This window comes from Bacillus sp. N5-665, assembly GCF_022637375.2.
GTDB classification, from domain to species: domain Bacteria; phylum Bacillota; class Bacilli; order Bacillales; family Bacillaceae_G; genus Bacillus_A; species Bacillus_A wiedmannii.
The window spans coordinates 4,966,456-4,986,343 of sequence record NZ_CP093325.1 but is presented as its reverse complement, the minus strand read 5'-3'; the positions used below and the strand labels follow the sequence as shown (position 1 = coordinate 4,986,343).

Annotated in this window: 16 protein-coding genes and 1 pseudogene; 16 read left to right on the top strand and 1 reads right to left on the bottom strand. The window is 34.7% G+C overall.

Translation table 11 applies throughout. The features are described 5' to 3' along the window. Positions 1-161: 161 nt before the first annotated feature. The 7 genes and pseudogenes from colA to MNO09_RS28135 all read left to right on the top strand — a co-directional run bounded on the left by colA (position 162) and on the right by MNO09_RS28135 (position 10,150). Complete coding sequence (gene colA, locus MNO09_RS28160) at positions 162-3,059, top strand: collagenase ColA (protein ID WP_088106816.1); 2,898 nt, start codon at positions 162-164, stop codon at positions 3,057-3,059. A gap of 246 nt (positions 3,060-3,305) precedes the next feature. Next, positions 3,306-3,854: an NfeD family protein gene (locus MNO09_RS28155; RefSeq protein WP_001173145.1), complete on the top strand. Its 549-nt coding sequence runs from the start codon at positions 3,306-3,308 to the stop codon at positions 3,852-3,854. Between the two features lie 12 nt (positions 3,855-3,866). Next, on the top strand, positions 3,867-5,441 hold the full coding sequence (gene floT, locus MNO09_RS28150; RefSeq protein ID WP_000154996.1) for a flotillin lipid rafts scaffold protein FloT: 1,575 nt from the start codon (positions 3,867-3,869) through the stop codon (positions 5,439-5,441). Positions 5,442-5,553: 112 nt separating this feature from the next. Then, positions 5,554-6,675: pseudogene (locus MNO09_RS31135) on the top strand (HAMP domain-containing protein); the annotation flags it as partial. A 42-nt stretch (positions 6,676-6,717) separates the two neighbouring features. Beyond that, a complete protein-coding gene (locus MNO09_RS31130) occupies positions 6,718-7,665 on the top strand; it encodes a methyl-accepting chemotaxis protein (RefSeq protein ID WP_371410611.1) in 948 nt (315 codons plus the stop codon). 182 nt (positions 7,666-7,847) lie between these two features. Continuing rightward, positions 7,848-9,458: an ATP-binding protein gene (locus MNO09_RS28140; RefSeq protein WP_088106817.1), complete on the top strand. Its 1,611-nt coding sequence runs from the start codon at positions 7,848-7,850 to the stop codon at positions 9,456-9,458. Then, positions 9,458-10,150 (top strand): response regulator, encoded by a 693-nt coding sequence (locus tag MNO09_RS28135; RefSeq protein ID WP_000503457.1) that lies wholly within the window; start codon positions 9,458-9,460, stop codon positions 10,148-10,150. The genes MNO09_RS28140 and MNO09_RS28135 overlap by 1 nt, the downstream gene beginning before the upstream one ends. Positions 10,151-10,196: 46 nt before the next feature. Here the strand turns inward: MNO09_RS28135 and MNO09_RS28130 are convergent, their stop codons facing one another. Beyond that, positions 10,197-11,501 (bottom strand): CitMHS family transporter, encoded by a 1,305-nt coding sequence (locus tag MNO09_RS28130; protein ID WP_000880452.1) that lies wholly within the window; start codon positions 11,499-11,501, stop codon positions 10,197-10,199. A gap of 254 nt (positions 11,502-11,755) precedes the next feature. Between MNO09_RS28130 and MNO09_RS28125 the strand changes: the two genes are divergently transcribed. The 9 genes from MNO09_RS28125 to MNO09_RS28085 all read left to right on the top strand — a co-directional run bounded on the left by MNO09_RS28125 (position 11,756) and on the right by MNO09_RS28085 (position 19,768). After that, positions 11,756-12,010 carry a hypothetical protein gene (locus MNO09_RS28125; protein WP_000857382.1) on the top strand — a complete coding sequence of 85 codons (255 nt, stop codon included), beginning with the start codon at positions 11,756-11,758 and terminating at the stop codon, positions 12,008-12,010. A gap of 131 nt (positions 12,011-12,141) precedes the next feature. Then, entirely contained in the window at positions 12,142-12,645 is a 504-nt protein-coding gene (locus MNO09_RS28120) for a nitrous oxide reductase accessory protein NosL (RefSeq protein ID WP_001259400.1), read from the top strand. Positions 12,646-12,935: 290 nt separating this feature from the next. Continuing rightward, positions 12,936-13,808 (top strand): ankyrin repeat domain-containing protein, encoded by an 873-nt coding sequence (locus MNO09_RS28115; RefSeq protein ID WP_000287346.1) that lies wholly within the window; start codon positions 12,936-12,938, stop codon positions 13,806-13,808. 163 nt (positions 13,809-13,971) lie between these two features. Beyond that, complete coding sequence (locus tag MNO09_RS28110) at positions 13,972-14,652, top strand: GNAT family N-acetyltransferase (RefSeq protein ID WP_001239733.1); 681 nt, start codon at positions 13,972-13,974, stop codon at positions 14,650-14,652. Between the two features lie 307 nt (positions 14,653-14,959). Next, entirely contained in the window at positions 14,960-15,526 is a 567-nt protein-coding gene (locus tag MNO09_RS28105; RefSeq protein WP_000472007.1) for a glycerol-3-phosphate responsive antiterminator, read from the top strand. After that, a complete protein-coding gene (locus MNO09_RS28100) occupies positions 15,523-16,620 on the top strand; it encodes an ABC transporter ATP-binding protein (protein WP_000571376.1) in 1,098 nt (365 codons plus the stop codon). The genes MNO09_RS28105 and MNO09_RS28100 overlap by 4 nt, the downstream gene beginning before the upstream one ends. Then, positions 16,620-17,552: a carbohydrate ABC transporter permease gene (locus tag MNO09_RS28095; RefSeq protein WP_000573568.1), complete on the top strand. Its 933-nt coding sequence runs from the start codon at positions 16,620-16,622 to the stop codon at positions 17,550-17,552. Before MNO09_RS28100 ends, MNO09_RS28095 begins: the two co-directional genes overlap by 1 nt. Further along, positions 17,549-18,370 (top strand): carbohydrate ABC transporter permease, encoded by an 822-nt coding sequence (locus tag MNO09_RS28090; protein WP_000635957.1) that lies wholly within the window; start codon positions 17,549-17,551, stop codon positions 18,368-18,370. The genes MNO09_RS28095 and MNO09_RS28090 overlap by 4 nt, the downstream gene beginning before the upstream one ends. 21 nt (positions 18,371-18,391) lie before the next feature. Further along, positions 18,392-19,768: an ABC transporter substrate-binding protein gene (locus MNO09_RS28085; protein WP_000060582.1), complete on the top strand. Its 1,377-nt coding sequence runs from the start codon at positions 18,392-18,394 to the stop codon at positions 19,766-19,768. Positions 19,769-19,888: the final 120 nt, after the last annotated feature.

The window sequence follows — 19,888 nt, the reverse complement described above, 5'->3', positions numbered from 1 at the left end:
GAAATGGAAGAAAGCAGATTATTGGCGGGAGATAAAGGTTGATTTGTTCACGATATATACAAATTGTAGGAAGAAATAATATGAAATATTGCATTTTATATTGTTGTATCTAGATTTTATGTTAAATTCTTCAAGGGAATATATAAATAGGGGGCAATGATATGAACAAGAAATCAAAGATTAATAAAGTGATGCTTAGTATTAGTACAATGGCGTTATCGTTAGGAGCAATTCAAACGAATGTATCAGCACAAGAAAAGGTACCATATAATGTATTGCATTCGAAACCAGTTGGAATAGAAAAACCAGTAGATGAAGTTGGGCAAATTTCGAAAGCAGAGGAAACATTATCGTTTCAAGAACGTTTAAAAGTAGGAGACTTTTCACAGCGACCAGCATCTATTATGAAGAGCTCAGAAGTAAAGCAAATGAAAGAAAGCTATTCAATGGCTGATTTAAACAAAATGAATAATCAAGAATTGGTTGAAACGCTAGGAAGTATTAAATGGAATCAAATTACAGACTTATTCCAGTTCAATGAAGATGCAAAGGCTTTTTATAAAGACAAAGGGAAAATGCAAGCGATTATAGATGAATTAGCTCACCGAGGTAGTACGTTTACGAAAGATGATTCAAAAGGAATTCAAACGTTTACGGAAGTGTTACGTTCAGCTTTTTATCTCGCATTTTACAATAATGAATTAAGCGATTTAAATGAGAGAAGCTTCCAGGACAAATGTTTACCTGCTTTAAAAGCAATCGCGAAAAATCCAAACTTTAAGCTTGGAACAAATGAGCAAGATGCAGTCGTATCTGCATACGGTAAATTAATTAGTAATGCATCAAGTGATGTGGAAACGGTTCAATACGCATCGAATATTTTAAAGCAATACAATGATAATTTTCATACGTATGTAGAAGATCGTATGAAAGGACAAGCTGTATACGATATGATGCAAGGTATTGATTATGATATGCAATCTTATTTATTTGAAACTCGTAAAGAAGCAAAAGATACAATGTGGTACGGGAAAATAGATGGACTTATTAATGAAATAAATCGTATTGCTCTTTTAAATGAAGTAACACCAGAAAATAAGTGGCTCGTTAATAATGGAATTTATTTTGCTAGTCGTTTAGGGAAGTTTCATAGTAATCCAAATAAAGGTTTAGAGGTTGTTACACAAGCAATGCATATGTATCCGCGTTTAAGTGAGCCGTATTTTGTTGCAGTGGAACAAATTACAACAAATTATAACGGAAAAGATTATAGCGGTAATACGGTAGATTTAGAGACGATACGTAAAGAAGGAAAAGAACAGTACTTACCAAAAACGTATACATTCGACGATGGATCTATCGTATTTAAAACAGGAGATAAAGTATCAGAAGAAAAAATTAAGAGACTATACTGGGCTGCAAAGGAAGTAAAAGCACAGTATCATCGTGTAATTGGGAATGACAAAGCATTAGAGCCAGGTAATGCAGACGACGTATTAACAATAGTAATCTATAATACTCCAGACGAATATCAGTTAAACAGACAACTGTATGGATATGAAACAAACAACGGTGGCATTTATATAGAAGAAACAGGTACATTCTTTACATATGAGCGTACGCCAGAACAAAGTATTTATAGCTTAGAAGAGTTATTCCGTCATGAGTTTACTCATTATCTTCAAGGTAGATTTGAAGTGCCAGGTTTATTTGGAAGAGGAGATATGTATCAAAATGAGAGATTAACTTGGTTCCAAGAAGGAAATGCAGAATTTTTCGCAGGATCTACTCGTACAAATAATGTAGTACCGAGAAAGAGCATCATTAGTGGATTATCATCTGATCCTGCAAGCCGTTATACAGCAGAGCGCACATTATTTGCTAAATATGGTTCTTGGGATTTCTATAATTACTCGTTCGCATTGCAATCTTATTTATATACACATCAATTTGAAACATTTGATAAAATTCAAGATTTAATTCGTGCAAATGACGTGAAAAATTATGATGCCTATCGTGAGAATTTAAGTAAAGATTCTAAACTAAATAAAGAGTATCAAGAGTATATGCAACAGCTAATTGATAATCAAGATAAATATAATGTACCGGAAGTAGCAGATGATTATTTAGCTGAACATGCACCAAAATCGTTAACAGCAGTAGAGAAAGAAATTAGTGATACGTTGCCGATGAAAGAGGCAAAAATGACAAAACATAGCTCCCAATTCTTTAATACATTTACATTAGAAGGCACATTTACAGGTAGTGTAACAAAAGGTGAATCAGAAGACTGGAACGAAATGAGTAAACGAGTAAATGAAGCACTAGAACAACTGGCGCAAAAAGAATGGAGTGGCTACAAAACTGTTACAGCATACTTCGTCAATTATCGTGTGAATAGTTCAAATGAATTTGAATATGATGTAGTCTTCCACGGTATTGCAAAAGATGATGGAGAAAATAATGCTCCAACGGTTAATATAAATGGACCTTATAATGGGCTTGTAAAAGAAGGAATTCAATTTAAAAGTAATGGCTCAAATGATGAAGATGGAAAAATTGTTTCTTATTTATGGGAATTTGGAGATGGCAGCACAAGTGCAGAAGTTAATCCAATACATGCATATGAAAGAGAAGGCATTTATAAAGTAGCGTTAAGAGTAAAAGATGATAAAGGTAAAGAGAGCAGAAACGAAACCACTGTTACGATTAAAGATGGAAGTTTAACAGAATTAGAACCAAATAATCGTCCAGAGGAAGCAAATCGTATCGGGCTAAACACTACTATAAAAGGTAGCCTTATTGGCGGAGATCACACCGATGTTTATACATTTAATGCAGCATCAACGAAAAATATCGATATTTCTGTTTTAAATGAGTATGGAATCGGGATGACATGGGTGCTTCACCATGAATCAGATATGCAAAATTATGCCGCTTACGGTCAAGCTAATGGAAATCATATAGAGGCAAAATTTAATGCAAAACCAGGTAAGTATTATTTGTATGTATATAAATATGATAATGGCGATGGAACGTACGAATTATCAGTAAAATAGGTGCTTTTCCAATGTATGTTTAACTTTACTTTTTGTGGAAAATAGTATATTATATAGATATATAATATATCGGTTATTTACTAGGAGGAGCCTGTCACAATAGGTTTCTCCTGTTCTTTTTTAGGGGCCTGTCTTACAGGCTTTTCTTTAAAGGGTAAATAACTGAAAATTAAGAACTATAATCTTTGAAAGAGGTGGGGCATACACATAACAAAAAAGGGATTGTTTAAGAGAGGGGGATAAGAAATGGCTTTGTTTGGTTATCCACTTGAAACAATTTATTTATACGGATTTATTATTGCTACTATACTCACTGTTATTTATATCTTTTTTGGAGATATATTTGAATCCATATTTAGTTTTGGAGGCGGATCTGTATCCGTTGTTACTTTATTACTTAGTTTTTTCGCCATGTTATGTGGACTTAGTTATATAGGAGAATATTTATTTTCCTTTAATAGCATTCTTATTTTCGGGTCTGCATTTGCTATATCCTTTATTGGTGTTTTCATAATGAAAATATTAATTTTAAAGCCGATCGCAGAAGCGGAACAAAACACTGTGCAGCGTATGGATGAATTTATTGGTTGTAAGGGAGAGGTCATTACGACTATTCCTACAGAAGGGTTTGGTGAAGTATTAATTTCCTCCCAATTTGGAAACAATGCAATCCTAGCTAAAACAGTTGGAAAGAAAGATATTTCACAAGGAACTGAAGTTATTATCGAGGGAGTCCAAGATGGTGTTCTGCTTGTACAGAACATCGCTTATTCTTTAAAGAAACCAAAATTATAAGGGGGAATTTACATGACGATTCCATTAATTATCGGTGGAGTATTACTCGCAATTTTAATTCTACTCATTTTAGTATTCATTACAAAGTATCGAACAGTTGGACCAGATGAAGCATTAATTGTTACTGGAAACTGGCTTGGTGGCGGGAAAAATGTAGTTACCACTGATGATGGAAAGAAGATTAAGATTATTCGTGGTGGCGGTACTTTCGTAGTTCCGATTATGCAAAGAGCAGAGCCTCTAAGTCTATTAAACTACAAATTAGAAGTGGGAACACGTGATACGTATACGAAACAAGGTGTACCGATTACAGTAAACGGTGTTTCTATTATTAAAGTAGGATCTACTATTGAAGAAGTTTCTACAGCAGCTGAACAATATTTAGGAAAAGAAACAGAAGAGTTGAAAATAGAAGCAAAAGAAGTTTTAGAAGGGCATCTACGTGCTATTTTATCTTCTATGACAGTAGAAGATGCCTATAGTAATAGAGAGCAATTCGCTCAAAAGGTACATGAAGTAGCTTCTACAGATTTAAAGAAGATGGGACTTCGCATCGTTTCCTTTACAATTAAAGAAATCATGGATAAGAACGGTTACTTAGATGCACTTGGTCAGCCACAAATTGCGATGGTTAAGCGTGATGCAACAGTTGCAAATGCAGAGCGTGAAAAAGAGGCGCGAATTGAAAAAGCTCGTGCTGAGAAAGAAGCGAAAGAAGCTGAGTATCAACGTGATGCACAAATCGCTGAAGCTGAAAAACATAAAGAGTTAAAAGTACAATCTTATAAGAGAGACCAAGAACAAGCTCGCGCAGATGCAGATCTTTCCTATGAATTACAACAAGCAAAAGCGCAACAAGGTGTTACAGAAGAGCAAATGCGCGTTAAAATCATTGAGCGTGAAAAGCAAATTGAATTAGAAGAAAAAGAGATTGCGCGTCGTGAAAAGCAATATGATGCAGAAGTAAAGAAAAAGGCAGATGCAGATCGCTATGCTGTTGAACAATCAGCAGAAGCGGAAAAAGTAAAACAAATGAAAAAAGCAGATGCAGATCAATATAAAATTGAAGCGGAAGCAAGAGCACGTGCAGAAGAAGTTCGTGTAGAAGGTTTAGCGAAGGCGGAAATCGAAAAAGCGCAAGGTCAAGCAAAAGCAGAAGTACAAAAAGCACAAGGTACAGCGGAAGCAGATGTTATCAGATTAAAAGGTTTAGCAGAAGCGGAAGCGAAACAAAAAATTGCAGAGGCATTTGAGTTATATGGCCAAGCGGCGATTATGGATATGGTTCTTAACATGCTTCCAAGTTATGCGAAGGAAGTTGCAAGCCCACTTAGCAACATTGATAAAATTACAGTTGTCGATACAGGTGGCGGTGGTAAAAATAGCGGTGCCGGAAAAGTTGCAGGTTATGCGACTGATTTAATGGCAACGATGCAAGAAACATTAAAAGCTTCTTCTGGCATTGATTTAAAAGAGTTATTAGAAGGATTTGCTGGAAAAGGAGCAGTACAACAATTATCAAACGATAAACCTGTTGTATCTGTAGTAGAAGATGCGAAAAAAGAAGTAGAAAAAGATAAAGAATAGTAAAGCGGGAGGAACCTCTAGTAAGTGAGATACTAGAGGTTCCTCTGTGAATTATAATATTTCGAATAATATACATTTTTATATATTGTTTTAATTATTTAATTTATATAGAATGAAAAAGGTATGTATCAACTCTTCAATAGAGAAAGAGATAGAGAGTCGCATTGATACATTTGAATCGTATGATTTATATAAAGAAATTAAATGTAAAACAATTACATTTAAAACGGTATGGAGGGATAGAAATATGTTTCAAGGGAAATTAAGGAGTAGTAGTTTAAAAGCAAAGTTACTTGTATCATTTGTTATGATTTTAATTCTTCCAAGTATTGTAATTGGTTGGACGTCTTATCAGCAAGCGAAGACAAACTTTAATGAAACGATTTCACAATCGGCGAAAGATAATATAAAAATTTTGGATAATGTAATTAATAAGGAATTGGATAGTAAAAAAGTAGATGCAGTTTATTTTACAAAATTATTTACACAATCAAGTTACCAAACGGATCAAATACAAAATATCCAAAATAAACTAGAAGAATATAATAAGTTACATCCAGAACTGGAAGCCATCTATACTGGATCCAGCAATGGGCAATTTATTCAATCACCGTCTATTCAAATGCCAGAAGGATATAATCCTACAGAAAGAGATTGGTATAAAGAGGCAGTGAAAAAAAGTGGAGAAGTAATTATTACAGCTCCATATAAATCAAAAACGACAGGAAATATTGTTATTACAATAGCAAAACAAAATGAGGATAAGAGCGGTGTTCTCGGTATTGATTTAATTATTAATGATATCGTAAATACTTCAAAGATGGTTAATATCGGTAAAAAGGGATATGTAGCAATTTTTGATCAAGATAAAAATGTGGTAGCGCATCCAACGATGAAGCCAGGGGATAAGGTAGAAGAGAAGCTCGAAAAAGAGTTGTACAAACAAGAAACAGGTGATTTTAATTTCACATTAGATGGTGAAGATCGTCATATCACTTTTAAAACAAATAAGATAACTGGATGGAAAATAGCAGGAATTATGCCTTCAAACGAAATTATTGAAGCAGCTGAACCTATTTTCTATAAAACGATAACTGTTATTGGTATTTCATTAATAATTGGCGGAATTTTAATTTACTTCATAATTGCTTCTATTATTAAACCGTTAAAACAACTTGTTATATCATCAAAAAAGATTAGTGAAGGCGATTTAACAGAATCAATTACAGTTCATTCTAAAGATGAAATTGGACAGCTAGGAGAAAGCTTTAACGAGATGGCAGCATCATTACAGAATGTCATTTCCAATATAAATACTTCAGCAGGTCATGTAGCGGCATCTTCAGAAGAATTAACAGCTAGTATGAAGCAAACGAGTGAAGCAACGGAACAAATTACACAAGCGATAGAGCAAGTGTCGAGTGGAGCGGAAATACAAACGAAAGAAGTCGAAGAAGGCGCGACATTATTAGAAGAAGTTACAGAAGGAATTCAACGTGTGGCAGACAGTTCTTCATTAGTATCCACAGCATCTATGTATACGAAGAAAAAGGCTGAAGATGGTGGGAAGTTAGTTGAACAAACGGTGAATCAAATGCAATTAATCCATGAGTCTGTTTCAAAATCAGATAAAGTGATTGTGTTGTTAGATGATAAATCGAAACAAATTGGAGCAATCCTTGAGGTAATTCAACATATTGCAGAGCAGACAAATTTATTAGCATTAAATGCTGCAATTGAGGCTGCGAGAGCTGGAGAACAAGGAAGAGGATTTGCAATTGTAGCAGATGAAGTGCGAAAGTTAGCAGAACAATCAGGACAGTCTTCTACGGAAATTGGAAAACTAGTAAAAGAGATACAATTTGACATAAAAGAAACAGTAAGCTCTATGAAGCAAGTTGGGACAGAAGTACAATCAGGACTTGTAGTTGCAAATGAAACGAAGCAAAGCTTTGTTGAAATATTGAAGTCTACAGATGATACAGTTGTACAAATTGATAGTATGGTAGAAGTAGCGAAGCAAATGACAGTAGATGCAAAACAAGTCAGTGCATCTATTAATGAAATTGCAGCTACGATTGAAGAAAATGCAGCAAGCGTTCAAAATATTGCTGGTTCTTCAGAAGAACAATTAGCTTCAGTAGATGAAATCAATGCAGCAGCAGTTCATTTATCGCAAATGGCAGAAGAATTACAAGAGATGATTGGGAAATTTAAAGTGTAATAAAAAAGAAACGAGGTAGTAATTGTACCTCGTTTCTTTTTTTATCCCGCTATTTGTGGGTTGATTAAAGTTTCAGTTTATGAAGATAAAAATAAAGAAATATAGAGTAACCGTGTTATGATTAGGTAAAATTATAAAAGACTGTATTTTCGTTAAATTCTATCTTTAATTATGTTAGGGGAATGGTTTTGAGGCTTAAAAAATTAAAACTACAACCGAGAATTACATTAACAATTAGTACACTTATTCTAGTTGTACTTCTGTTAACGAGTTATTTATTTTATTATATATTGTCTGAAACGGTAGAAGAGCAAATTGGTAAACGGGCTTTGCATGTTGCAAAAACAGTTGCTGCTATACCTGAAATAACGGAAGCTTTTCAAAAAGAAAATCCAGCTTCTATTATTCAGCCAATTGCAGAAAAAATTCGAATTGATACAGATGCTGATTTTATTGTAGTTGGAAACAAAGAGGGGATTCGATATGCACATCCTAAGCGAGATAAAATAGGAGAAGCAATGGTTGGTGGAGATAATAAAGGAGTTCTATTAGAAGGAAAATCTTATATTTCGAAAGCAACTGGATCATTAGGTCCTTCATTACGCGGCAAAGTTCCAATCCGTAATCAGGAAAATGAAATTATAGGCGTGGTGTCTGTTGGATTTTCAATGAATGATATTCATGGAGCGGTAGAAGTATATGGAAAGCGTGTATTTTGGATTACAGTAATAGGTCTTTTAATCGGGATAATTGGTTCTATATATTTAGCCGGAAGTATAAAAAGAAGGATGTTTGGGATGGAGCCAGAAGAAATTTCATCTTTATATGAAGAGCATAGTACAGTGATTCAATCTGTACGTGAAGGGATTATTGTCATTGATCACAATGGCATGATTAGTTTAGTCAATCAAGCGGCTTATGATATTCTTTCGTTAGATGAACAGCGTAATATTATTGGAGAATTTATTTTAAATGTAATTCCTAATTCAACGATACTAGATGTACTTCAAACTGGTGAAGAACAGTTTGATCGTCAATTAAATATAAAAGGGCAGGCTGTTATTGCGAACCGTCTACCTATTAAAGTGAAAAATAAAGTAACTGGCGTTGTATCGAGCTTACGTTTGAAATCTGAAATGGATCAGTTAACAGCAGAGTTATCTCAGACGAAGCAATATACAGAGGCATTACGAGCGCAAACGCATGAATATAACAATTTGTTGTATACGCTTTCAGGTCTTATCCAGTTAGAATCATATGAAGATGCTTTAGAGCTTATTCATAAGGAAACAGCGGTATATCAAGATTTTGTTCAATTTATTATGAAGCGAATTCAAAATCCATGGTTAGGTGGAATTTTAATTGGATTCTATAATAGAGCGCGAGAGTTAAAGATTGATTTTATGCTAGATCGAGAAAGTAGCTTAGATAAATTAAGCCCGCATATTGAGAGTAATTACGTCGTTTCTATTTTAGGAAATTTAATTACGAATGCATTTGAAGCAATTGAAAGAAATGAAGAGAATGATAAGAAGGTAAGGATGTTTGTAACTGATATTGGAGAAGAGATAGTAATTGAAGTGGAAGATTCAGGACAAGGGATTCATGATGAAGTCATTACTAGCATATTTTATAAAGGCTTCTCTACGAAAGAAGGCGGGAAACGAGGATATGGATTAGCAAAAGTGAAAGAGTTAGTAGAAGATTTAAATGGAAGTATTGCAATCGAAAAAGGGGATTTAGGTGGTGCATTATTTATTATTGCATTACCAAAAGAGAGAGGCGAATTGTAATGGGTGAGGAGATTGAAGTATTGATTGTAGAAGATGATATTCGAATTGCGGACATTCATCGTCGTTTTACTGAAAAGATTGAGGGATTTAAAGTAATTGGAACAGCAACGACTGGAGAACAAGCGAAAGAATGGCTAGAGTTTGTGAAGCCACAACTCGTTTTATTAGACGTGTACTTACCTGACATGCAAGGAACGGAACTTGTCACATATATTAGGCATAATTTGCATGATACAGATATTATTATGATTACAGCTGCATCGGAAACAGATGTGGTGAGGCACGCTCTACGAGGCGGAGTAACAGATTATATCGTAAAGCCACTTATGTTTGATCGATTTAGGGCGAGTTTGGAAAGTTACCAAAAAAAGATTGTGCAGTTAAAGAAAACTAATCAATTATCTATAGAGCAAATTGAACATTTATGGTCTCAAAGAGGCGTAAAGGGAAATGAAATAGAATATGCCCCGAAAGGGATAGATCCTTTAACTTTAGCAAAAATAAAAAAGCATATGTTAACAGTTGATGAAGAAGGTATTACGGCAGAAGTGTTAAGCTCAATGGTTGGGGTAAGCCGATCAACAGCGAGGCGCTATTTAGAGTATTTAATATCTGGAAAGAAAGTTCATGCGGAGCTTATATATGGGAGTGTAGGGAGACCAGAAAGAAGGTATTTTCTTGTTTCTTCATAACAAAAAAACAGTAGAGAATTACATTTCTTCTACTGTTTTTTACGTCTTATATTGGAATAATTCCGATTACAATTCCCGTAATTAACATCACCATTGTCGTTCCAACAGCCCAAAGTAACGTAAAGCGTTGATGTTCACCAAAATCAACTTTGGCCATTCCGACTAATAAATAAGTGGAAGCGACAAGAGGACTTAATAAGTGAACAGGTTGCCCGAGTAATGAAGCGCGTCCCATTTCAGCTGCACTAATTCCGTAAGCAGCCGCAGCTTTCGTTAAAATAGGTAGTACCCCGAAGTAAAATGCATCATTGGACATGAAAAATGTGAACGGCATACTAAGAAGAGCTGTAATAATCGGTAGTTGTGGCCCAAGAGCGTCAGGTATAAGAGTAACTACACTTTGAGCCATTGCATCTACCATTTTTGTTCCTGATAAAATACCAGTGAAAATTCCAGCGGCAAATACGAGAGAAACAACCGCTAATACGTTTCCTGCGTGAGAAGCAATACGTTCTTTCTGTTGTTCTAAGTTTGGATAGTTAAGCATAACAGCAATAGCGAAAGCGATTGTAAATAAAACAGGTAACGGCATAACTTCTAGTATGAGACAAACAAGTAAGGTAACAGTTAATAAAAAGTTAATCCATAGAAGTTTAGGGCGTTTATGAACGGCAGCTTCTACTGTTGCAGCTTGCTCATCCATCGTTTGCATTTGTTTTAAATATTGTACATCCATAATTCCTAATCGTTTTCTTTCCTTTTTTCCAAGATAGTAAGCAACGAAAACGACCCAAATTGCACCAGCAATCATTCCTGGTATAAGTGGTGTAAAGAGCTCTGATGCGTCTAGTCCAAGAGCACTCATAACCCGAGCTGTCGGTCCGCCCCATGGTGTAAGATTTGTCACTCCTGCTCCTAACATAACAACCCCAGCTAATATAAGTGGATTCATTCCAAGGCGTTTATATAATGGGTACATTGCGGAAACCGTAATCATATACGTTGTTGTTCCATCCCCATCTAATGAAACGATAATAGTAAGAATCGCTGTACCAACAACAATTTTTAAAGGATCTCCTTTTACAAATTTTAAAATCCTACTAATGACAGGATCGAATAAACCGCTATCAATCATAATTCCAAAATACAAAATAGCAAACATAAGCATAATACCAGTAGGTGCTAGTTTTTGAATTCCTTCTAACATCATAGGTCCCATATTTGCATAAAAACCACCAATTAATGCGAAAGTAATTGGAATTAATATTAATGCTACTAGTGCCGACATACGTTTCGTCATAATTAAAAACATAAAGACAAATACCATCGCAAATCCAAGTAGTGCTAACATGTAATCTCCCCCTCAAAAATGATTGCGCTTTCAAAATGTAATGAAAATTCAGAAAAAAGTGTTTTTTATTTATCATAAAAGCATTCATTCAAATGGTAAATAATTTGAAAAATAACATCATTAGAAGCATAATTTTTATTTTGGTCATTTTGTTCACGGTAGTTAATTTGAATTTTTAAAAAGTAAGCTGCTCTCCGTAAGAATGGTAGAATAAGATGAAAATATTGAAGTGTGAAATAGGGAGTAGATTTTATATGAAAACGAGAATTGAAGAGATTTATAGTTCTTATGAAGGAAAAGTAGAAGAGATTTTTGTTAATGAATCTTCTTACGTATATGAGTGGGAAAATTTAATGATGATCCGAAAAAATAACGGTGAGCTTGAAAAAGTTGCGGTCGGTATTAGTGGAAATATAAGATTAGTAAATGTAGTTGTTGGGCAACAAATTAATACAGATATATTATTAGTTAAGTTAGAAGATGATTTATTAATTACAGGTTGTGAATGATGAGAGATGTGTAGAAATGACTGCACATCTTTTTTGTTCCATATATTACAAAAAGTACATTGTTTTTTCACAAATCTCACACAAGTTTTTGATATTCTCTTTGTGGAAGATGCGGTTAGGGAGGAAATAAAATGAGAACAAAGTATGTGATGTTTGCTATATGCTTATTCTTTGTCTTTACAATAGTAGGATGTGGTAAGAAACAAGCAGAGGCTGTAGCAATTGATGAGAAACATGATAAGTGTGATATTTGCCAAATTGGGGTAATGGATAATCAATTTGCAACAGAAGTCATTTTAGAAAATGGAAAAGCGTTAAAGTTTGATGATATCGGTTGTATGTATAAATGGATGGAGATTAATCCAGGTGAAAAGACGAAAGAAAAATTTGTTCGAGATTATGATTCGAAAGAGTGGATTTCATTAGAAGATGCGACTTACGTATATGATAAAACAATAAAGACACCGATGGCCTATAATGTCATTTCATTTGAAAATAAAAAGGATGCAGAAAGCTTTGTGTCTAACTATAAAGGGAAAGTTCTTTCATATAAAGAGCTAGCAGAGCATAAATGGGAAATGAATAAAGAAATGATGGGGAACCCGAAAAAAGGAAATCACGGTGGACATCATTAATAATAGAAAAGGACAACTATATAGTTGTCTTTTTTTATTATTACTCAGGTGCAAATATAGAAAAGGTGTAAAATTTTTAGAAGAACGGTTACAATGGAATATAGTAACCTAAAGCAATCATTTATGTACTTTTTAGAAATGTATACAAATGCGGTAAAATCGTGCTAAACTAATTGCTTCATAATGTTAATGATGAGGCCATCAGGCACATCATTCCAATAGGTTGAGAAACATAGTATAGGTTTTAAGATAATCCGATTAAAGAAGGAATATAAAGGGCTTATGGATAAATGTACTCAAGAAGAGTTATTGTATGTGATGGAGGAATGGTTAAGAAAACATTATCTTTCATAGGAGCTGTAGTTGTGAGAAAACAAAAAATTTTATTATGTATGTTATTAGGACTTTTAATGACGGTAGTGGCTTGCGATAAGCAAGAGGAGCCAGAATCGAAACCGGTTCATGTGAAAAACGAAAAGAAAAAAGAAAAGCATAAAGAACAGGAAGAACCTAAAGAAGAAAAAAGTATAAATTTAATGGACAAACAGTTGCTACTTTCTGCGACTCTTGGCGACACGGAAACAGCTATGAAGCTGATTCAAGATGGAGCCAATATAAACGTAGAAGGTGACAACGGAGAAACTCCTATCCTTGCAGCAACGTATCAAAATCATGTAGAGACAGTTAAAGCATTAATTGGTGCAGGTGCTAATATTGAAAGTAAAGATGAGAAACAAAGTAATCCATTTCTTTATGCAAGTAGAGAAGGATATACAGACATTGTAAAGCTACTAATTAATGCAGGGGTTAATACGAAAGAAATTACTAAATCAGGTGGAACAGCACTCATTTCTGCATCTGAACGTGGCCATATAGAGGTTGTAAAAGAATTGTTAGAGCATACAGATATTGATGTGAATTATAGAAATGCTCGTGGTGGAACGGCTTTAGTAGAAGCAATCGTATTAGGAAATGGTAGTGAAAATCATAAGAAAGTAATTCAAATGCTTATTGACCACGGGGCAGATGTAAATATGGCCAATAAGGAAAATATTACGCCACTGCAATATGCTGAAAAAAGAGGTTTTAAAGATATTGCAAATATGTTGAGGTTAGCTGGAGCGAATGAAGTCGTACAGCCACAACCACAACCAGTGGAATAACAAGATAAAGAAATAAAAAGTACGAAATAATCTCATTTAGATAGACAGAATGAAGAAGTCATTTAGTATGATGGATTCAGTAATGTGTATTTGAATGGGATTTTTGTTTTGTGCATGAAAAATAGATTATGAATGGTATATGGAGTAACTAAGGAGGATATAAATGAGGCTTTCAGAACTTGATTTAATAGCAATTCAGGTAGAGGTTTTATTTGTTCATAATCAAGTAGGAAAAATGAAATATGTAAATGAACAAGGGAATCCGAAAGCACCACGCTTTTTTCTTGGCAGAACTCGTGAAGGGAGTATAACGAGATATCATTGTGATCTGGATGATGGAACGGTAGGTAAGATTGAGAAATTAATTCGAGAACCTTCAAATCATATAGAGATAGCAAAGATCATTGATGTATTAAATGAAGAAAGAACAGTGAAAAATATTTGGATGGGCCCTGCTTTCATGTTCTCGAATAATTTACATAAGCCAACTAGAGCAATACAGATAACAGAGAAGAATAAAGGGCTTTTGCGAGAAAATTTTCCTAATCTAATAGAACAGATGGAATGGAGGCAACCTTACTTTGCAATTGTAAAAAATGAAAAGGTAGTTTCTATATGTTGCAGTGCTAGGAGTACGCCTCTAGCTGCTGAGGCGAGTGTGGAAACTTTAGCGGAGTTTCAAGGGAATGGATATGGTACTGATGTTGTTACAGCATGGGCGATATCGATACAAGAAGAAAAACGCATTCCACTTTATAGTACTTCTTGGGATAATTATGCTTCACAAGCAGTTGCGAGAAAACTAAAACTGATTAACTATGGAATGAATTTGCATATCACTTAAATTTTGAAAATAGTTGTTTGCTGTTGGGGTTCATTCGTATATTTAGATTATTGTTAAAAAAATATGGTGAATATTAACATTCGATTAACATCTAATTAACAATCTATCAAAACTGACTTAATAAATGCGTAATATAGTAAAGGTAACAGAATAACTAGGGTAGAGAACATTTGAGAACACCCGCTTACATATAACGTGCCACTTTCTTAGGTGTGCTCTATTTCCTAGAGTTCAAATAAGGAGAAAGGTGTTCTATGTAAGTAGGTGTTTTTAGTTTGGATAAAAATAGAAAAGCTAGGTGGAACGAATGTTTAAAGAACCTTATATCGCGATGATAAAAGATTGGAAAGGGTACAAAACATACAAAAAATTACCGAAAACAGTTTTTCTTATGACTGGTTCAATGCTGGAGTTACCAGAGCGTGTATATGAATTACAGAAGCATGGACATGATGTATTTCTTCATTGTGATTTTATACAAGGTTTAAATACAAATACAGAGGAAGCTCTTTTGTATATTCAAGATGTTATCGGGGCGCAGGGTATTATTTCAACAAAAGGTTCGACAATTCGAAATGCTAATAAAATTGGATTAAAAACGATTCAACGCATTTTTATTGTTGATACTTTATCTCTTACAAAATCAATTGAGAATTGTAAAACGACTAAACCGAATGCGGTAGAGATTATGCCTGGTATTATGCCTTCCATTATTAAGCAGTTAGCAGAAGAAATAGAATTTCCTATTATTGCAGGCGGACTGATTCAAACACGAGAAGATGCGGAAATTGCTATTCGTGCAGGAGCAAGTGCAATTTCAACGAGTCATTATGAAGTATGGATACACGAAGAAAAAAGGAGTGCAATCTTGTGATTGAATTGAAAAATGTTTCAAAGGTGTATAAAAATGCGGAAGAGACAGCAGTTAAAGGTGTATCGGTTCACATTAAAAAGGGCGAGTTTTTTGTTTTAGTTGGACCTTCAGGATGTGGGAAAAGTACACTATTACGAATGATTGCTGGCTTAGAAGAGATTTCTTCGGGGGACTTAATTATTAATGAACATGTTGCAAATGATTTAGAGCCGAAAGACCGTAATCTATCAATGGTATTTCAAAATTATGCGCTATATCCACACTTATCTGTAGAAGAAAACATTTTATTCGGACTTAAGGTAAGAAAAGTACAAAAAGAAGAGCGACAAAAGCGATTAATGGAAGCAATTGAAATGGTAGGACTGAAAGAGTATGTAAAAATGAAGCCAGGACAATTATCAGGGGGACAAAGACAGCGTGTTGCGCTTGCTAGGGCGATCGTGAGTCAAGCACCAATTTGTTTAATGGATGAACCACTTTCGAATTTAGATGCGAAATTACGTGCGCAAATGAGGATTGAAATTAGAGAAATTCAGCAACGGTTAGGAATTACAATGATTTACGTTACTCACGATCAAATAGAAGCGATGACTATGGGAGATCGTATCATGGTCTTAAATAAAGGAAGCATACAGCAAGTTGGAACACCGCTTGATATATATAACGAACCAGCGAATGAATTTGTTGCAAGCTTTATAGGGTCTCCTTCGATGAATATAAATGATGGAGAAATGGACAAAGAAAAAGGTGTATTACATATAGGGCAATTGCAAATTCCATTATCTAATGGACTGTTAAAGCAATTACCAGAAGGAACAATTCGAATAGGCATGCGTCCTGAACATATTGAACTGTCTGGGGAAGGGCAAGAAGTCACGTTACAATCTGTAGAAGTATTAGGGAACGAATCTATATTAAATTTCGCGGTAAATGGAATAACTTGGAGTGCAAAAGTCATTGGACAGCTACTCCTGAACAAAGGTGACAAAGTAAAATTATTATTCTCGCAAGATAAGTTATGCTTCTTTCACCAAAATACGAATGAACGATTAAAAGTGGTAGCTGAAGAAGAGTTGAAAGTGGTGGCGAAATAATGATTGAGGTAGGCAAGTTACCAGCACAAGCAAAAGTGTCAAAAAAGAAGAGTTTATGGAGTAAAACGAAAGATTTAAGAATAGGATTATTATTTTTGGCGCCATCTATTTTACTATTTTCGATTTTTCTTTTTTATCCATTATTTAGGACGATTTACTATAGCTTTTATTTAACAGATATACACGGAGAAGCTAATCTTTTTGTTGGCTTAGAAAATTATCAATACTTATTTTCTGATCCTGCTTTCTACAAAAGCATAAAGTCAACTTTATTATTTGTTGTATATACAGTGCCTACGAGTATTATATTCGCTTTATTTCTTGCATTGATTGCAAATGGAAAAGTAAGAGGTATTGGGTTATTCCGTGTGTTATTTTCTTCCACTATGGGAATATCAGTAGCTGCTAGTGCGGTGATTTGGCTATTTTTATTTCATCCAAGTGTCGGGTTATTTAATAATATATTAGCCTCTATGAATCTACCTGCAATCGCATGGTTAACGAGTCCAGATTGGGCATTGTTCTCTGTATCGGTTACAACGGTTTGGGTGAATACAGGATTTGCATTTTTAGTTATATTAGGTGGTTTACAAAATATTGATACGTCTTTATATGAGAGTGCATCTATAGATGGCGCTAGCTATTTATATAAGCTTCGCCGTGTTACATTACCGATGCTATCACCAACTTTATTCTTTATCGTGACAGTAACGTTAATTAGTGCGTTCCAAAGCTTTGGACAAATTGATATTTTAACGCACGGTGGACCAAATGATGCAACAAATTTAATTGTGTACTCGATTTATAAAGAGGCGTTTGTGAATCATCAATTTGGAACAGCAAGTGCACAAGCGATGATATTATTTGTTTTCATTTTCATTGCTACATTACTTCAATTTAAGTTTGCTGAGAGAAAGGTGCATTATAAATGATCGTTAAACAGTGGAAACAAAATTTCCTATTATATATGCTGCTCATTATTAGTGTAGTAATGGTGTTTTTTCCTGTACTCTATGCGTTTTTAATAAGCTTTATGACACCAGATGATATTCAAATGAGAAGGCTATTTCCGACCCAATTTACTTTCGATAATTTTATTAATATTTTTCAAAAAGTACCGCTTTTGACATACTTGTACAACAGTTTAGTTGTATCGACAGTCGTTATGATTGGACAACTTATCGTATCAAGCTTAGCGGCTTATGCTTTTGTCTTTTTACAGTTTAAAGGAAGAAACCTTATTTTCTTCCTGTTTATTTCAACGATGCTTATTCCGTGGGAAGCAACGATGGTACCGAACTTTTTAACGATTCAAAACTTCGGTTGGATCAATAGCTTTGCTGGGATGACAGTGCCGTTTTTTGCAACAGCTTTCGGTATTTTCTTGTTACGTCAACATTTTATGACGCTTCCGAATGAACTGAAAGAAGCAGCTTTTATTGAAGGGATTGGAAATGTAAGGTTTTTATTTAGCGTCGTAATTCCGTATTGTAAAACGAGTTTTATTACGCTTGGAGTATATAGTTTTTTAACAACATGGAATATGTACTTATGGCCACTCTTAGTGACCACTGATGAAAAAGTAAGAACAGTTCAAATTGGTGTAAAGCAGCTTCAGTCTCAAGAAGTTGCAACTGATTGGGGAAGCGTAATGGCCGGTGTTACGGTTATTGTCATTCCAACACTGATTTTACTATTTGTAGGGCAAAAGCAATTACAACAAGGATTAACAAAAGGTGCAATTAAATAACCAAGAGAAGGTGAGATTAAAATGAGTTTAGTTAAAAAAGGTGCTGCTCTATTAATGGCAGCAACAATGGCATTATCTAGTGCCGCTTGTTCAAGTAGTAAAACGGAGGGGAAATCTGAAGCGCAGGCAAAAGTAGCACCAGTTGAAAAAAATGGTGATAAGACTGTAATTCGTTTTTGGCATGCGATGGGTGGAAAAACACAAGGCGTACTAGATGGGCTTGTTGCAGACTATAATAAGTCACAGAATAAATACGAGATAAAGGCAGAGTTCCAAGGGACATATGAAGAGTCTTTAACGAAATTTAGAACGATGTCTGCTACGAAAGAAGCGCCAGCTCTTGTTCAGTCGAGTGAAATTACAACAAAATATATGATTGATAGCAAAAAGATTACGCCAATTGATAGTTGGATAAAAAAAGATAAGTACGACACCTCAAAGTTGGAAAAAGCAATTACAAATTATTATTCAGTTGATGGAAAAATGTATTCTATGCCATTTAATTCATCTACACCAGTACTAATTTATAATAAAGATGCTTTCGCAAAGGCGGGCTTAGATCCAGAAAAAGCTCCGAAAACGTATGCGGAATTACAAGAAGCAGCGAAAAAGTTAACGATTAAAGAAGGCGGAAATGTAAAACAATATGGATTCTCCATGCTGAATTATGGTTGGTTCTTTGAAGAATTGTTAGCGACACAAGGTGCTTTATATGTAGATAACGAAAACGGTCGCAAAGATGCTGCAAAGAAGGCGGTATTTAACGATAAAGAAGGACAGAAAGTATTTGGAATGTTAGATGATTTAAATAAAGCTGGCGCACTTGGAAAATATGGAGCAAGTTGGGATGATATTCGTGCCGCGTTCCAGTCTGGACAAGTTGCTATGTATTTAGATTCTTCAGCTGGTGTTCGCGACTTAATTGATGCATCTAAGTTTAATGTAGGCGTGTCATATATTCCATATCCAGAGGATTCGAAACAAAATGGTGTTGTTATTGGCGGAGCATCATTATGGATGACGAATATGGTTTCAGAAGAAACACAACAAGGTGCTTGGGACTTTATGAAATATTTAACGAAGCCAGACGTACAAGCAAAATGGCATACTGCAACAGGCTATTTCTCTATTAATCCAGATGCATACAATGAACCATTAGTAAAAGAGCAATATGAAAAATATCCACAGCTAAAAGTAACAGTGGAACAATTACAAGCGACGAAGCAATCTCCAGCAACTCAAGGAGCATTAATTAATGTATTCCCAGAATCACGAGATGCAGTTGTAAAAGCATTAGAAGCAATGTATGACGGAAAGAATAGTAAAGAAGCGTTAGATGAAGCTGCCAAAGCAACTGATAGAGCAATTAGTATTTCAGCTCGTACGAGTCAAAAATAAGAAAAAGCCGTATCCGAAAAAGGATACGGCTTTTTCAAGGAGATAAGGGATCAAAAAAATGAAGAAGTCTTATCTCTTTTATATGAGTAAAGGGTCTAGAATGAATCTTGTCCTTTTCAT

Bases quoted from the DNA above. Each gene is read 5' to 3' on its own strand.
- MNO09_RS28110 (WP_001239733.1), top strand. From the start codon at position 13,972: ATGAGGCTTTCAGAACTTGATTTAATAGCAATTCAGGTAGAGGTTTTA.
- floT (WP_000154996.1), top strand. From the start codon at position 3,867: ATGACGATTCCATTAATTATCGGTGGAGTATTACTCGCAATTTTAATT.
- MNO09_RS28140 (WP_088106817.1), top strand. From the start codon at position 7,848: ATGGTTTTGAGGCTTAAAAAATTAAAACTACAACCGAGAATTACATTA.
- colA (WP_088106816.1), top strand. From the start codon at position 162: ATGAACAAGAAATCAAAGATTAATAAAGTGATGCTTAGTATTAGTACA.
- MNO09_RS28120 (WP_001259400.1), top strand. From the start codon at position 12,142: ATGAGAACAAAGTATGTGATGTTTGCTATATGCTTATTCTTTGTCTTT.
- MNO09_RS31130 (WP_371410611.1), top strand. From the start codon at position 6,718: ATGGCAGCATCATTACAGAATGTCATTTCCAATATAAATACTTCAGCA.
- MNO09_RS28155 (WP_001173145.1), top strand. From the start codon at position 3,306: ATGGCTTTGTTTGGTTATCCACTTGAAACAATTTATTTATACGGATTT.
- MNO09_RS28125 (WP_000857382.1), top strand. From the start codon at position 11,756: ATGAAAACGAGAATTGAAGAGATTTATAGTTCTTATGAAGGAAAAGTA.
- MNO09_RS28085 (WP_000060582.1), top strand. From the start codon at position 18,392: ATGAGTTTAGTTAAAAAAGGTGCTGCTCTATTAATGGCAGCAACAATG.
- MNO09_RS28105 (WP_000472007.1), top strand. From the start codon at position 14,960: ATGTTTAAAGAACCTTATATCGCGATGATAAAAGATTGGAAAGGGTAC.
- MNO09_RS28135 (WP_000503457.1), top strand. From the start codon at position 9,458: ATGGGTGAGGAGATTGAAGTATTGATTGTAGAAGATGATATTCGAATT.
- MNO09_RS28130 (WP_000880452.1), bottom strand. From the start codon at position 11,501: ATGTTAGCACTACTTGGATTTGCGATGGTATTTGTCTTTATGTTTTTA.
- MNO09_RS28115 (WP_000287346.1), top strand. From the start codon at position 12,936: ATGTACTCAAGAAGAGTTATTGTATGTGATGGAGGAATGGTTAAGAAA.
- MNO09_RS28090 (WP_000635957.1), top strand. From the start codon at position 17,549: ATGATCGTTAAACAGTGGAAACAAAATTTCCTATTATATATGCTGCTC.
- MNO09_RS28095 (WP_000573568.1), top strand. From the start codon at position 16,620: ATGATTGAGGTAGGCAAGTTACCAGCACAAGCAAAAGTGTCAAAAAAG.